Origin of the sequence: Nocardia sp. NPDC059236 (assembly GCF_042754085.1) — a bacterium.
In the GTDB taxonomy this organism is placed as follows: domain Bacteria; phylum Actinomycetota; class Actinomycetes; order Mycobacteriales; family Mycobacteriaceae; genus Nocardia.
Genome location: NZ_JBHZAF010000026.1, coordinates 25,392 through 38,208, shown reverse-complemented (window position 1 = coordinate 38,208; position 12,817 = coordinate 25,392). Strand labels below are relative to the sequence as shown.

General features: G+C 68.8%; 14 protein-coding genes. 8 read left to right on the top strand and 6 right to left on the bottom strand.

What is annotated here, in order from left to right; translation table 11 throughout:
* Positions 1–93 precede the first annotated feature (93 nt).
* Positions 94–1,137, top strand: a complete 1,044-nt coding sequence (locus ACFXIV_RS41455) for a methionine synthase (protein WP_379402394.1) — start codon at positions 94–96, stop codon at positions 1,135–1,137.
* Positions 1,138–1,207: 70 nt separating this feature from the next.
* Here ACFXIV_RS41455 and ACFXIV_RS41450 read toward each other — a convergent pair whose 3' ends face one another.
* On the bottom strand, positions 1,208–1,762 hold the full coding sequence (locus ACFXIV_RS41450) for a TetR/AcrR family transcriptional regulator (RefSeq protein ID WP_379402396.1): 555 nt from the start codon (positions 1,760–1,762) through the stop codon (positions 1,208–1,210).
* A 143-nt stretch (positions 1,763–1,905) separates the two neighbouring features.
* Between ACFXIV_RS41450 and ACFXIV_RS41445 the strand changes: the two genes are divergently transcribed.
* On the top strand, positions 1,906–2,754 hold the full coding sequence (locus tag ACFXIV_RS41445) for an SAM-dependent methyltransferase (RefSeq protein WP_379402397.1): 849 nt from the start codon (positions 1,906–1,908) through the stop codon (positions 2,752–2,754).
* Between the two features lie 133 nt (positions 2,755–2,887).
* Complete coding sequence (locus ACFXIV_RS41440) at positions 2,888–3,331, top strand: PIN domain-containing protein (protein ID WP_379402398.1); 444 nt, start codon at positions 2,888–2,890, stop codon at positions 3,329–3,331.
* Positions 3,332–3,378: 47 nt separating this feature from the next.
* Here the strand turns inward: ACFXIV_RS41440 and ACFXIV_RS41435 are convergent, their stop codons facing one another.
* From ACFXIV_RS41435 to ACFXIV_RS41425, 3 genes are all read right to left on the bottom strand, one after another.
* Entirely contained in the window at positions 3,379–3,792 is a 414-nt protein-coding gene (locus tag ACFXIV_RS41435; RefSeq protein WP_379402399.1) for a hypothetical protein, read from the bottom strand.
* Between the two features lie 59 nt (positions 3,793–3,851).
* Positions 3,852–5,093, bottom strand: a complete 1,242-nt coding sequence (locus tag ACFXIV_RS41430; protein ID WP_379402401.1) for an ATP/GTP-binding protein — start codon at positions 5,091–5,093, stop codon at positions 3,852–3,854.
* 180 nt (positions 5,094–5,273) lie between these two features.
* Entirely contained in the window at positions 5,274–5,693 is a 420-nt protein-coding gene (locus tag ACFXIV_RS41425) for a PPOX class F420-dependent oxidoreductase (RefSeq protein ID WP_379402402.1), read from the bottom strand.
* A 135-nt stretch (positions 5,694–5,828) separates the two neighbouring features.
* On the opposite strand from ACFXIV_RS41425, the gene ligA reads away from it, so the two are divergent.
* From ligA to ACFXIV_RS41410, 3 genes are all read left to right on the top strand, one after another.
* Positions 5,829–7,934: an NAD-dependent DNA ligase LigA gene (ligA, locus tag ACFXIV_RS41420; RefSeq protein ID WP_379402437.1), complete on the top strand. Its 2,106-nt coding sequence runs from the start codon at positions 5,829–5,831 to the stop codon at positions 7,932–7,934.
* Positions 7,935–8,026: 92 nt separating this feature from the next.
* Positions 8,027–8,209 (top strand): hypothetical protein, encoded by a 183-nt coding sequence (locus tag ACFXIV_RS41415; RefSeq protein WP_379402403.1) that lies wholly within the window; start codon positions 8,027–8,029, stop codon positions 8,207–8,209.
* The gene (locus ACFXIV_RS41410; protein ID WP_379402404.1) at positions 8,209–8,739 is read left to right on the top strand and encodes a GNAT family N-acetyltransferase; all 531 of its coding nucleotides are present in this window, start codon (positions 8,209–8,211) and stop codon (positions 8,737–8,739) included. The genes ACFXIV_RS41415 and ACFXIV_RS41410 overlap by 1 nt, the downstream gene beginning before the upstream one ends.
* A gap of 532 nt (positions 8,740–9,271) precedes the next feature.
* Here ACFXIV_RS41410 and ACFXIV_RS41405 read toward each other — a convergent pair.
* Positions 9,272–9,691: a hypothetical protein gene (locus ACFXIV_RS41405; RefSeq protein WP_379402406.1), complete on the bottom strand. Its 420-nt coding sequence runs from the start codon at positions 9,689–9,691 to the stop codon at positions 9,272–9,274.
* A gap of 240 nt (positions 9,692–9,931) precedes the next feature.
* The gene (locus tag ACFXIV_RS41400; RefSeq protein ID WP_364613416.1) at positions 9,932–10,582 is read right to left on the bottom strand and encodes an amino acid-binding protein; all 651 of its coding nucleotides are present in this window, start codon (positions 10,580–10,582) and stop codon (positions 9,932–9,934) included.
* Between the two features lie 244 nt (positions 10,583–10,826).
* Here ACFXIV_RS41400 and gatC point away from each other — a divergent pair, with 244 nt between their 5' ends.
* Together gatC and gatA are read left to right on the top strand one after the other, a co-directional pair.
* Positions 10,827–11,126: an Asp-tRNA(Asn)/Glu-tRNA(Gln) amidotransferase subunit GatC gene (gene gatC, locus ACFXIV_RS41395; RefSeq protein ID WP_379402407.1), complete on the top strand. Its 300-nt coding sequence runs from the start codon at positions 10,827–10,829 to the stop codon at positions 11,124–11,126.
* Positions 11,123–12,592: an Asp-tRNA(Asn)/Glu-tRNA(Gln) amidotransferase subunit GatA gene (gatA, locus tag ACFXIV_RS41390; protein WP_379402408.1), complete on the top strand. Its 1,470-nt coding sequence runs from the start codon at positions 11,123–11,125 to the stop codon at positions 12,590–12,592. The genes gatC and gatA overlap by 4 nt, the downstream gene beginning before the upstream one ends.
* Positions 12,593–12,817: the final 225 nt, after the last annotated feature.

The window sequence follows — 12,817 nt, the reverse complement described above, 5'->3', positions numbered from 1 at the left end:
GATGCCGGGTGGCCGGGTCGACGTCGAGGTGACGAGTTCAGTTGGTACGCGGGGTTTTCGGAACGCACGGCCGAGTGATACGGGATGGCTGGGATGACTGACGACACGAACACGGCGGTACTGCGCGGCGGCATCGCGACCGGCGTGGGCTCGTGGCCCGGGACCGATCCGCGGGAGGCGGCGGCGACCGTGGTGGGGGAGCTGGGGCAGCTGCCGCATCTCGTCGAACTGCCCGGCCGTGGCGTGGGCGCGGACATGGTCGGACGGGTGTCGGGCCTGCTGGTGGACATGCAGTTCGACAGCACCACGCGCGGATATCGGCTGGCGGCGCGGCCGGGCGCGGTCGCGCGCCGGGCCCACGATCTGCTGCGCACCGATCTGGACGCGCTCGAAGAGGCCTGGGAGACCGGCGGTTTCGCGGGCTCCGGCCATCCGGTGAAAGTGCAGGTGGCCGGGCCGCTGTCGGTGGCCGCGGAGGTGGAGCTGCCGGGCGGGCATCGCGTGCTGACCGATTCCGGTGCGCTGCGCGATCTTTCGGAGTCGCTGGCCGAGGGCATCGCGAATCATGTGGCGGAGGTGGCCAAGCGGCTGGGCGCGCAGGTCGTACTCCAGATCGACGAGCCGGACCTGACGGCCGTGCTGAACGGCACGCTGAAGGGCGTGAGCGTCCTGAACACCGTGCGCGCCATGCCCGAACCCGAGGCGCTGCACATCCTGGACATCGTCGCGGGCAGCCAGTCCGTGCCGGTGCTGGTGCACACCTGCGCCGACCGGCCCGCGCTGGGGTTCCTGCGCAAGAGCGGGGCGGCCGCGGTCGGCTTCGACATGGCCGCCGTCGGCACCCCCGACCTCGACCGGATCGGCGAATTGCTGGACAGCGGAAAGCACCTGGTGCTCGGGCTGGTGCCCACCACCGCGCCGGCCGTGCCCGTCACCTGGCGCGATATCGCGGAACCCGGTGTGCGCCTGATGGATCGGCTCGGTTTCCCGCGGCGCCTGCTGGCCGAGCAGATTCTGGTCGCCCCGGCCTGCGGCCTGGCCGGTGCTCCGCTGTCCTGGGCGCGCCGCGCGCTGAGCCTGGCCGCCGAGACCGCGCGCGCCTACGCCGAGGAGCCGGAGTCGCTCACCTTCGAGTGAGGCCGGGTGGCAGCGTGACCGCCGGGTGGCAGCGTGACGCTGTGCCGCAGGGTGTTTCGGCGGGCGCGGCTCATATCCGGGTCAGGATGTCCAGTGCGATCGCCACCGACGCCTGGTTGCTCTCCTCGTCGGAGAGCTCCAGATCGCCCATCATGGACAGGCTCCAGCTGATGGCCAGCAGCGCCTGCCGGGCGTGAAAGGTGGCCAGCGGCTCCGTGCTGGGCGCGGTCATGAGGTCGGCCAGCACCCGGAACTGGTAGCGCAGGCTGGTGCCGAACCCGAGATCCCGGAACGCGGGCTGGTTCTCGTGCCAGAACCGGATCATGTCCTTGCCGAGGCTGTGCAGCAGCGCGCCGTAGCGAATCACGATCTCGCGGGCCCGATCCGGCCCCGGCGGCGTGGCCTCGGCCCACTGCACGATCCCGTCGACACCGCCGCGCAGATCCTCCGACAGGCTGGCGACAATGTCTTCCTTGGTCCGGAAGTGGTAGTAGAGCGCGGCTTTCGTGACGCCCAGGCGCTCGGCGATCTCGCGCAGCGAGGTCTTCTCATAGCCGCGTTCGGAGAACAGCTCCATGGCGACGGACCGAATCCGCTCCCGCGTATCACTGCGACGCCCGTCCATCGAGTCCTTCCCTCGGTACCCCGCCCTTGTTTCCTTGACGACGGCCCTTTTGCTTGACGACCGGCAAGGTGAAGCCTAGCGTCTCCATCACCGGTAGATACCTAGCCGGTCGGCAAGTTACTTTGCGCAGTGGGGAGCAGGACATGACCGAGACAGCAGCGACAGTGCCGGTGGACGGCGTCGCCGTGACCGCCATCGGGGTCGCCATCATCCGGGCGCGGGAATCCGAACGCGACGATCGCCTCTACGACGACCCGCAGGCGAAGAACTTCGTGGCCGCGGCCCGCAAAGGTTTCACCCCCGAACGCTGGGCGCGCATGGAAGCCCTGGCCGACCAGTTCTACGACGGCCGCACCATCGGCGTACGCCTCGTCGACGAGCGCTTCCGCGAGGCGATCGCGGCCGGCTGCGGCCAGATCGTCCTCCTGGGCGCCGGTCTGGACACCCGGGCCTACCGCCTCGACCTCCCACCCGCCCTGCACATCTACGAGATCGACCTACCCGAACTCTTCGCCTTCAAGGAGCCGGTCCTGTCGGCCACCGCCGCCACCCCCACCTGCCACCGCCACGTGGTCATCGCCGACCTCCGTGAAAACTGGCGAAAATCCCTGCTCGACACCGGCTTCGACCCAACCGTCCCGACCTGCTGGGTCGACGAGGGCTCCCTCGGCTACCTCAACCAGGACTGGAACCGCCAGGTGGTCCAGACCCTCACCGAACTGTCCGCCCCCGCAAGCTGTTTCGGCGCAGCCCGCATCCCCATCGACCCCGAAGCCCCGCAGTACCGAGACCTCCGCCGCCTCGTCTCCGGCGACAACACCCCACAACCAACCCCACCCACCCCCACCCCGGACTACGACATCGAACAGTGGCTCGACAACATCGGCTGGACCACCGAATTCCGCACCTGGAACGACATGATCTCCCACCTACCCCGCCCCACCACCCCCGTCGACCCCCGCATCGGCACCATCGCCGCCATCCGCCGCTGAGCGCCTGACTGCCAAATCGATTGTCCCGGCGCGTCTGCGGGACGTACTGCTCACACCGGCCGAAGTGGAGCTATACGAAATTCGTTGGAGTGCTCAGGTTTTGGACGAAGTGACGCGCCATCTACCGAGTTGTATGGACGCTCCCGCGCGGACATCGCTCTTCGGCGCGATGGCCCGGGCATTTCCGGATGCGCTCGTCGAATGGCCCGCGAGCTTGCGGGTCGAAGTTCCGAAACTGATCAACGCCAAGAATCGGCATGTTGTCGCGGCGGCAGCCTTCGCACACGCCGACGTTCTTGTCACGAATGACCGGGCGCTCCGCGGCCAACTCGACAATCTCCCAGAACTGGTTGAAGCGCAAACAGCTTCAGTGTTCATCGCGTTCGCGATCGATTCCGATGTGCCCAGAGCCGGGCGGGCACTGATCGAGATGGCGGCCAGGCGGTGGCTGGGCGGGGTCGAGCCGATCGACACCGCGGAGATTCGGGACCGGCTGACGGTCTGGACTCGCCGGGAACTGGGGTCTGCGGTCGCGGACTTGGTTGCGAGGCCGGATTTCATTCGAGATGCGAGGTAGTCCGGCCTATCCCCGGCGTGCGGCGTGGAACGGGAACCGAGGTCCGTTCAGCCCTGGTTCTTCGGGCGTTTGGAGCCGAAGTAGGGGCGGGCGCCGGGGTGGTCGAGTTGCCACTTGTCGGGCTTGCCGGAGGGGTAGGTGACGGGGATCTGGTCGCCGATGGAGGGCCAGTTGTCGACGTCCCAGGCGAAGCGGCCGTAGACCTCGTGGGCGAACACGGTGGGGCCGGAGATGCTGCCGGAGATGGTGACGTACTGCTCGCCGAGGTCGTCGGGGCGGGGGCTGACGCCGGTGACGTGGAGGGTGCCGTATTCGAGGCCGGCGGGGGAGGCGTTCCAGGAGGCGGCGAGCGGGTCGCCGGGGAAGGCTCGTGAGCCGCCGCCGTTGCCGCGACGGTAGTACACCAGGACCGCGGCCAGTGCGCCGCCGATCAGCAGGACGAACATGAGCTGCAGGAGCATGAACTCCATGCTAGGCGGCGTGGAGTTCATGCCCGGCCGGGGCCGCGTGACGACCGCGGCTAGTGGGCGGTGAGTTCGGAGATGCCGTTGTGGCGGCGCAGCTGCCAGACCGTGGTGCGCTTGGACTGGGAGCGGCCGTTGCCGCGGTCGATGAGGGTGCGGTTGGCGGTGGTGAAGACCAGTTGCGCGCCCTGGGTATTGGTTTCGGGGTTCTGGAACAGCTGGATGAGGCTGTCGGCCGTCTCGGGGGTGAGGGCGGCGTCGATATCGTCCACCGCCAGCACGCCGCCGGTGTCGAGGGCGTCGAGCATGGGCGGCAGCAGCCGCAGCATGGCCAGGGTGGCGCTGGACTCGTCGGTGATGTCGAAGGCGGTTTCGATGCCCTCGTGGGTGAGGCCCAGACCGACGCCGCGGCGGGCCACCATGCGGGAGTACAGCGCGTCCCGGGCGGCATAGAGGTTGGCCAGTTCGCGCTGCAGCAGGGTGACGGTGATGCCGTGTTCGAGGAACATCTCCTCGGCGTAGTTCGCCGAGATCGTGCAGGACTCGATTTCCTTTGTGGTGGAGGCGATATCGGCGTCCAGGTCACGCAGGTAGTCGGCGTACATGGGGTCGTCGGACGGCAGCAGCAGATCGGTGATGCCGAGGTCGGCGGCGCGCAGCAGGGTCAGCAGCCGCACCGCATGGTCGGTCGAGCGCGAGATGTGCGAGCCCACCCGGTGCGCGACCTCCTGCGGATCCGGCTGCCCGCACTGTACTTCCAGCAGCGACTGGAACCAGCGGTAGGCCGGGACCAGCGGCTCGGCGTACAGCTGCCCGGACAGGCTGAGCAGCAAGGCATTCGGGCGCACCAGCGGCACCACGGCACCCAGCCCGTAGCGCGCGGCCTCGAACATGGGCCCGATGCGGATGTCGTCGCCGGCGCGCTCGAACACCACGCGCTTGCGATTGTGCGGATGCGAGTGCAGCCACTCCGCGGCCACGTCGGCATTGTCGAGCCGGAACCCGTAGGTGTACGGGCACCCCTCGGCGACGAAGTTCGCCACGAATTCCGAAGGGCGATCGGAGAATCCGAGGTGCGGCGTCCGAACCGGACCGGAGTAGGGATCCCACCCGGTGACCGAATTCAGTACGGCGTCGCGCATGCGATCGAGCGCGTCGACGAGGCCCGTCTTGCCGGTGGCGGCCGTCCCGTAGACGGCGGTGACCGGTGTGGCGACCGGCCCGCTACCCCGGGTCAGCCGCAGTTCCTGCGGTTCGGCGAGGGACCGATGATTCGACACCTGAAAACTACGCAACACCCTGGACATCCTGCCGGTCGCGGGTCGGAAATGCGACTCACCTTATTCGGGCATTCCGCGAGGGCGGCACCCGGAGGGCAACTTTCGCGATATCCGGGTTCGAAACCGGGGCGACCGGCACGGACCGCGCCGCGGCCGAATGACGGTGTGCACGAACCACAGCGGAGCAGTGCGGGAACCTCAGCGGAGCAGACCGTAGGCGCGGGCGGGAGCGAGACGCACGACGGCGCGGCGGTCGGCGACCATCGCGCGGCGGTAGTCGTCCCAGTCGGGGTGCTCGCCGCTGAGGGCGCGGTAGTAGGCGACCAATTCGTCGACCGTGGCGTCGCCGGGATCGGCGGCGACCGGGGAGACCTCCACCTCGCCTTCGATGACCGCGTACGACCAGAAGTCGTCACTGCTCATGTGCAGCGCGGCCCACGGGTCCCGGACCAGATTGTGGTACTTGGCACGGTCGGCGGTGATGGAGATCCGGATGATGCCGTCCTCGCCGGCCCAGTGCAGCACATTGGACAGCTGCGGACGGGTGTCGCGGCGAATCGTGGTGAGCACCGACTTGCGGTGGGAGCGCGCGAAATCGACTGCCTTGGCGAGGTCCATACCGAGTGGAACCCGGCCGGTTGCGGGCGTGTTCCCGAGGCCGGAAAAACCTCGCATCAGGCGTGCGACGTGCGGGAATGTTGATCAGACCTGTCGGTGGGGCGGGATAGAGTGCCTGGTGTGAGCGAATCGGGCATGGAGATCACCGCGGCGAGCGGGGACGAGCGCGTCGAGTGGCAGCGGCTGGCGGAGGAGGTTCGCGACCACCAGTTCCGCTACTACGTGCGGGACGCGCCGATCATTACCGACGGCGAGTTCGACGAGCTGTTCAACCGGCTGGTGGCGCTCGAGGAGGCGCATCCGGATCTCCGCACCCCGGATTCGCCCACCCAGCTGGTCGGCGGCGGCTTCACCACCGAGTTCCAGCCCGTGGATCACCTGGAGCGGATGTACTCGCTGGACAACGTCTTCAACGAGGACGAGATGCGGCAGTGGATCGCCAAGGTGGAGGCCGATGCCGGCACCGATCTGCACTACGTGTGCGAGGTGAAGATCGACGGCGTCGCCCTCAACCTCGTCTACGAGGACGGCAAACTGGTGCGCGGCGCCACCCGCGGCGACGGCCGCACCGGTGAGGACGTCACCCTCAATGCCCGCACCATCGAGGACATTCCGCACGAGCTCATCCACAGCGACGAGTTCCCGGTGCCGAAGCTCCTGGAAGTGCGCGGCGAGGCGTTCATGACGCTGGCCGACTTCGAGTCGCTCAACGCCGCCATCGTCGCGGAAGGCAAAGCGCCGTACGCGAATCCGCGCAATACCGCCGCCGGGTCGCTGCGGCAGAAGGATCCCGCGGTGACGGCGCGGCGGCGGCTGCGCATGATCTGCCACGGCTTCGGCCGGCTGGAGGGCTTCGCGCCGGAATCTCAGTTCGAGGCCTACCGCGCGCTGGCCTCCTGGGGTCTGCCGGTGTCGGCGCACACGATCCGGGTGCAGGGCGCGGACGCGGTGGTCGACCGCATCGACTACTGGGGCGAGCACCGCCACGATATCGAGCACGAGATCGACGGCCAGGTCATCAAGGTCGACGAGTTCAGCCTGCAGCGCCGCCTGGGCTCCACCTCGCGCGCGCCGCGCTGGGCCATCGCCTACAAGTACCCGCCCGAGGAGGCCACCACCAAGCTGCTCGACATTCAGGTGAATGTCGGTCGCACCGGCCGGGTTACGCCGTTCGCGGTCATGCAGCCGGTCACCGTGGCGGGCTCCACCGTCGCCATGGCCACCCTGCACAATGCCTCCGAGGTGCAGCGCAAGGGCGTGCTCATCGGTGACACCGTCACCATCCGCAAGGCCGGGGACGTGATTCCCGAGGTGCTGGGACCGGTGGTGGACGCCCGCGACGGCAGCGAGCGTGAATTCGTTATGCCCACGCACTGTCCCGAGTGCGGCACCGAGCTGGCCCCGGCCAAGGAGGGCGACGCCGATATCCGGTGCCCCAACCAGCAGTACTGCCCGGCGCAGCTGCGGGAGCGGGTATTCCACGTGGCCGGGCGCGGCGCGTTCGATATCGAGGCGCTGGGCTACGAGGCCGCCATCGACCTGTTGAAGTCGGGCGCGATCGCCGACGAGGGCGACCTGTTCTCCCTCGACGAGGACAGGCTGCTCACCACCACGCTGTTCACCAACAAGAGCGGCACCCTGTCGGCCAATGGCAAACGCCTGCTGGAGAACCTGGAGTCCGCCAAGGACCGCCCGCTGTGGCGCGTGCTGGTCGCTCTCTCCATCCGCCATGCCGGTCCCACCGCGGCCCGTGCCCTGGCCACCGCGTTCGGCAGCATGGACCGCATCCGGGAGGCCTCGGCCGAGGAACTGGCCGCCACCGACGGCGTCGGCCCCACCATTGCCGCCGCGGTCACCGAATGGTTCACCGTGCCCTGGCATCTCGAGATCGTCGACAAGTGGACCGCCGCAGGCGTCCGGATGGAGGACGAGCGCGACGAGTCCATCGAGCGCAACCTGGAGGGCCTGTCCATCGTGGTGACCGGCTCGCTGGAGGGCTTCACCCGCGACGGCGCGAAAGAGGCCATCCTCATCCGCGGCGGCAAGGCGGCCGGATCCGTCTCCAAGAAGACGGCTTTCGTGGTGATCGGCGACGCACCCGGCTCGAAGGCCGCCAAGGCCGAGGAACTGGGTGTTCCCATCCTCGACGAGGCAGGTTTCGTGAAACTGCTCGAGGGCGGCCCGGAGGCGGTGTCGGAAATCCCGGAACCGGAGTCCGAGAGCCCGGAGGCGGTGTCCTAGAGATCGATTCGCACCGGTGCGGCGCCTCGTGCAACCGTGTACGCGCCCGGTGCGGGGCGATCGGCAATGTGGTCGGGGAGCTGGAGATTCGGGTGGCCGAGTCCGGGGATTACCCGGCCATCGGCGACTTGATCGTCGAGGTGTATGCCGGTGAGGAGTGCGCGAATCCGCCGGGCCTCTATACCGGTGAGCTCGCCGACACCGCCACCCGGGCGGAGCGATCGGTAAAGGCAATCGCGTGCGGCGGGGCGGTATTGAGGATGGAGTTGTGGTGATGAATGTGCGCACTGAGCGGTCACGGGACGGCCGCGTGGAGATTCGGGTGGCCGAGCCCGGGGATTACCCGGCCATCGGTGAGCTGACCGTCGAGGTGTATGTCGGTGAGGGGCACGTGAATCCGCGCAGCCCCTATGTCGAGGAGCTCGCCGACACGGCCACCCGGGCGGCGGCGGCCGAGATTGTGGTGGCGGTCCGCGACGGCGAGCTCCTGGGCTCGCTGACCATGGCCCGGCCCGGCACGCCGTTCGCGGATATCGCCCGGCCGGGGGAGTTGGAGTTCCGGATGCTCGCGGTGTCCAAGGGTGCCCGCGGGCTGGGAGTCGGGACCGCCCTCATGGGGCGGGTGATCGATACCGCCCGCGCCGAAGGGTTCGACGCGGTGGTGCTCACCACCATGCCGACCATGCAGGACGCCCGCCGCATGTACGACCGGCTCGGCTTTGCCCATGCCCCGGAACGAGATTGGCGCACCGACTCGGGCCTGCAGCTCACGGTGATGCGTCTGGAGATCGCTGCGGCCCGCTGACCTGGCCGGGCCGGACGCCCGGCATCGTCGAATGGGCAAAGGGCGGGGGCAGACTCATCGACCGGCCGCGGCGGACCGGCTCGACCGTCTTGCGGTCGAACCGGCCAACCTCGCGGGCCCGCGACGGGTGCGCGGGCGATGCCCCGGGGAAGCGGCGACGGAAGTCCGGTCTGTCATCCCGGCATCTTCGGGCCGCGATCTCGGGTGGTGGATTTCGTCCGAGAACGCGCCGGGATTGCCGGGCGTACCCGCCGCGGCCGCGAGGGGCGCGGCGGCCACACGCCCGAGGCGGCGGGTGCTGCTCGGTGGGGCGGGCCTGCTCGCGCGAGTGGGAACGGTGCTCGCGCAGGTGGGCACGGCGCTTGCGCGGGTGGGAACGTCGCTCGGGCGGGTGGGCGCGGTGCTCGCGCGGGTGGGTGTGGGCTTCGCGGTGCTCGGTGTCGTGTTCGCGGTGGTGGGCATGGTGCTGGTGGTTGTCGGCGTGGGTGTTGCGCGGTTGGACATTGGGGGGCTCCCGTGGCTCGGTGCGGGGTCAGCAGTAGCTGGCCAGCGGGGGGCAGACGGTGTAGCCGGAGCCGTCGGCGTTCCACGACGGCGTCCAGACGGACGAGTTGCCCGCCCCGGTGTCGAACGGCTGCGGCGAAGGGGCGGGGACTTTGCCCGGGGAGCGCGGATGCTGGTTCTGCAGAACGGGATTCATGTCCGAGTGGCGGTAGCCGAAGGGGTCGCTCGCGTGTACGCCGGTGGGGTCGTCGCCGTGGGTGATGATGCCCCGGCTGCCGCCGGATCGGGGTCCGGCCGAATCGGAGGCGCCGGGCGAAATGGTGCCGCGGGACTGGGATTCGGCGGTGGCGGGTCCGGCTGCGAGCAGGGCTGCGGCCAGTCCGGCCATGGGGGTCAGGACGAGGGTCGCTCGTCGGAGGGTCGGGCGTGATCGATGGGCTTGCGGCATGGCGTCCTGCCTCTCTGCATGGCGTCATTGCTGATCTGCTTGCCGGTTCTGGTCACGTCGGTGACTTATCTACTAAGTAAGACCGTAGGTCATCTACGTAGATGAATAGTAGGTAAATGCTGTGAATCTACTAAGTTCGTACGTAGATGCGGCACGGTGAACAGCGGCCGGGCAGACGAGAACGCCCCCACCGGATCTCCGGCGGGGGCGTTAAACGCGGTGCGAGAAAGGTGGTGCGGCTCAGCCGAGCGCGGTGGCGACGATGCCGGCCAGGTAGCCGAGCCGCGCGACCTCCGAGGGCCGGAAATCCGGACCACCCGGACGGCCCAGCAGCAGCACCTTGCCGGTATTGCCGAGCGGCGCCGCGGCCAGCTTGGTGTCCATGTCCTTCCACAGCTGCGGCAGCCAGTCGGCCTCGCCGTCGAGGACCGTCGGCTTCTCCAGCGGCATCCATGGCGCCGACGCCGCCTGGGTCGACGGGGCGCTCTGCGAGCCGACCACGCGATACGCGCCCTGCGGGCCCATGTCGATCACGATCGACCAGCCCACCCGCAGCACCCGCGGCACGCCGTCGACCAGCACCTGCAAACGATCGTCGCGCGCATTGGCGACCTGATCGATGAGCTCGAGTTCGCGGTGGGTGTCCAGCATCCCGGAGTACGGGCGCAGTGAATCGACCTGCACATCGTGCAGGGATTCGGCCGCGGTGATGAGGGTGTCGGGCAGTGCGCCCGAGGGTACCTCCACCACGATGTCGTCGATCGCGAAGCCGTCGCCGCGTTCGACGACATCCAGCGAGAGGATGTCCGCGCCGACGGAACCCAGCGCCAAGGCCAGCGATCCGAGACTCCCTGGGCGATCCGGAAGTTGCACGCGAAGCAGATAAGACACGTGCCTTCCTTTCTTTACTGTGCGACCGAAACTTTCGGACGGGTACCCGAGTCCCGCAATACTTACACCCTCGAGAGCTCGTTATCGAATCGAACCATTCCGTGTGACGCGGGCCACTTACCCATCGGTTACACATTGATGGTGCCAGGTCTGGCGCACACCTGCGACCGCTGGCGCGAGGCGACCCACTAGGCTGTCGAATGGCCAATCACCAAGCTCGAACCATGCCGAAAGGGGTCCCGCGGTGCCCGCCATCTCCAGGGACGAGGTCGCTCACCTCGCCCGGCTGTCCCGGCTCGCTTTGACGGACGACGAACTCGATCTGTACGCCGGTCAGCTGGATTCCATCCTGACCCACGTCGCACAGATCTCGAAGGTCGCCGCCGCGGACGTGCCCGCCACCGCATCCCCGAATCCGGAGACCAATGTGACTCGCCCCGATGCGGAGCAGCCCTGCCTGACTCCGGAGCAGGCGCTCGCCATGGCGCCGGCCGTCGACGAGCAGCGGTTCATGGTTCCGCAGATTCTGGGAGAGGGCGAATGACAGACCTGACCAAGCTGTCCGCGGCCGAACTCGCGGACAAGATCCACGCGCGCGAGGTCTCCTCGGTCGAGGTCACCGAGGCCCACATCCAGCGCATCGCCGAGGTCGACGGGGAGATCAACGCCTTCCTGCACGTGGCCGGCGAGCAGGCGCTGCTGACCGCCGCCGAGGTGGACCGTCAGGTCGCCGGCGGCAAGGTGGTCTCGGCGCTGGCCGGTGTTCCCTTGGCGCTCAAGGACGTTTTCACCACCACGGACATGCCGACCACCTGCGGGTCGAAGATCCTGGAGGGCTGGGTGTCGCCGTACGACGCGACGCTCACCACCAAGCTGCGCGAGGCGGGCATCCCGATCCTCGGCAAGACGAACATGGACGAGTTCGCCATGGGTTCGTCCACCGAGAACTCGGCCTACGGCCCGACCCGTAATCCCTGGGACACCGACCGGATTCCGGGCGGTTCGGGTGGTGGCTCCGCCGCGGCGCTCGCCTCGTATCAGGCGCCGCTGGCCATCGGCACCGACACCGGCGGATCCATCCGCCAGCCCGCCGCGGTCACCGCGACCGTCGGCACCAAGCCGACCTACGGCACCGTGTCCCGTTTCGGCCTGGTCGCCTGCGCGTCCTCGCTGGACCAGGGTGGCCCGTGTGGCCGCACCGTGCTGGACACCGCGCTGCTGCACGAGGTGATCGCGGGCTACGACCCGAAGGACTCCACCTCCCGCAATGTGCCGGTGCCGCCGGTGGTCGCCGCCGCCCGCGCGGGCGCCAAGGGTGACCTGCAGGGCGTGAAAGTCGGTGTGGTGAAGGAACTTCACTCCGACAGCTATCAGCCGGGCGTCCTCGCCTCCTTCGACGCCGCGGTCGCGCAGCTGAAGGAACTGGGCGCCGAGGTGATCGAGGTGTCCTGCCCGCACTTCGAATTCGCGCTGCCCGCCTACTACCTGATCCTGCCGTCGGAGGTGTCGTCGAACCTGGCGCGCTTCGACGCCATGCGGTACGGCCTGCGCGTCGGCGACGACGGTTCGCACTCGGCCGAGCAGGTCATGTCCATGACCCGTGAGGCCGGGCTGGGCCCGGAGGTCAAGCGCCGCATCATGATCGGCACCTACGCGCTGTCGGCCGGGTACTACGACGCCTACTACGGTCAGGCCAACAAGGTCCGCAACCTGATCGCGCAGGACTTCGACAAGGCCTACCGGACCGTCGACGTGCTGGTCTCGCCGACCAGCCCGTTCACCCCGTGGAAGCTGGGCGAGAAGGTCAACGACCCGCTGGCCATGTACCTCTCGGACCTGTGCACGCTGCCCACCAACCTGGCCGGGCACTGCGCCATGTCGGTGCCGTCCGGGCTGAGCGCGGACGACGGCATGCCGGTCGGTCTGCAGATCATGGCCCCGGCGCTGGCCGACGACCGGCTCTACCGGGTCGGCGCGGCCTACGAGGCGGCCCGCGGGCCCATCGCCTGAGCGCGAAGGCCATGAAGGCGGCCTGATCCAGGCCATGGCCACAGCCTGATCCAGGCCATGGCCACAGCCTGATCCAGGCCACGGTGACAGCCTGATCGAGGCAGTCCCGCAAGCGAATTCGGCCCCCGCCGGTATCCACCGGCGGGGGCCGTCCCTGTCCACCGGCACGGACCCTGCGCTGTCCGTTCGGGTTGCCCGCTGCCCGACTTGTCGGATTCCGCCCCG

Excerpts from the sequence above, each read along its gene's own strand:
- ACFXIV_RS41455 (WP_379402394.1), top strand. The coding sequence starts at position 94 with ATGACTGACGACACGAACACGGCGGTACTGCGCGGCGGCATCGCGACC.
- ACFXIV_RS41450 (WP_379402396.1), bottom strand. The coding sequence starts at position 1,762 with ATGGACGGGCGTCGCAGTGATACGCGGGAGCGGATTCGGTCCGTCGCC.
- ACFXIV_RS41445 (WP_379402397.1), top strand. The coding sequence starts at position 1,906 with ATGACCGAGACAGCAGCGACAGTGCCGGTGGACGGCGTCGCCGTGACC.
- ACFXIV_RS41440 (WP_379402398.1), top strand. The coding sequence starts at position 2,888 with ATGGACGCTCCCGCGCGGACATCGCTCTTCGGCGCGATGGCCCGGGCA.
- ACFXIV_RS41435 (WP_379402399.1), bottom strand. The coding sequence starts at position 3,792 with ATGCTCCTGCAGCTCATGTTCGTCCTGCTGATCGGCGGCGCACTGGCC.
- ACFXIV_RS41425 (WP_379402402.1), bottom strand. The coding sequence starts at position 5,693 with ATGGACCTCGCCAAGGCAGTCGATTTCGCGCGCTCCCACCGCAAGTCG.
- ligA (WP_379402437.1), top strand. The coding sequence starts at position 5,829 with ATGGAGATCACCGCGGCGAGCGGGGACGAGCGCGTCGAGTGGCAGCGG.
- ACFXIV_RS41410 (WP_379402404.1), top strand. The coding sequence starts at position 8,209 with ATGAATGTGCGCACTGAGCGGTCACGGGACGGCCGCGTGGAGATTCGG.
- ACFXIV_RS41405 (WP_379402406.1), bottom strand. The coding sequence starts at position 9,691 with ATGCCGCAAGCCCATCGATCACGCCCGACCCTCCGACGAGCGACCCTC.
- gatA (WP_379402408.1), top strand. The coding sequence starts at position 11,123 with ATGACAGACCTGACCAAGCTGTCCGCGGCCGAACTCGCGGACAAGATC.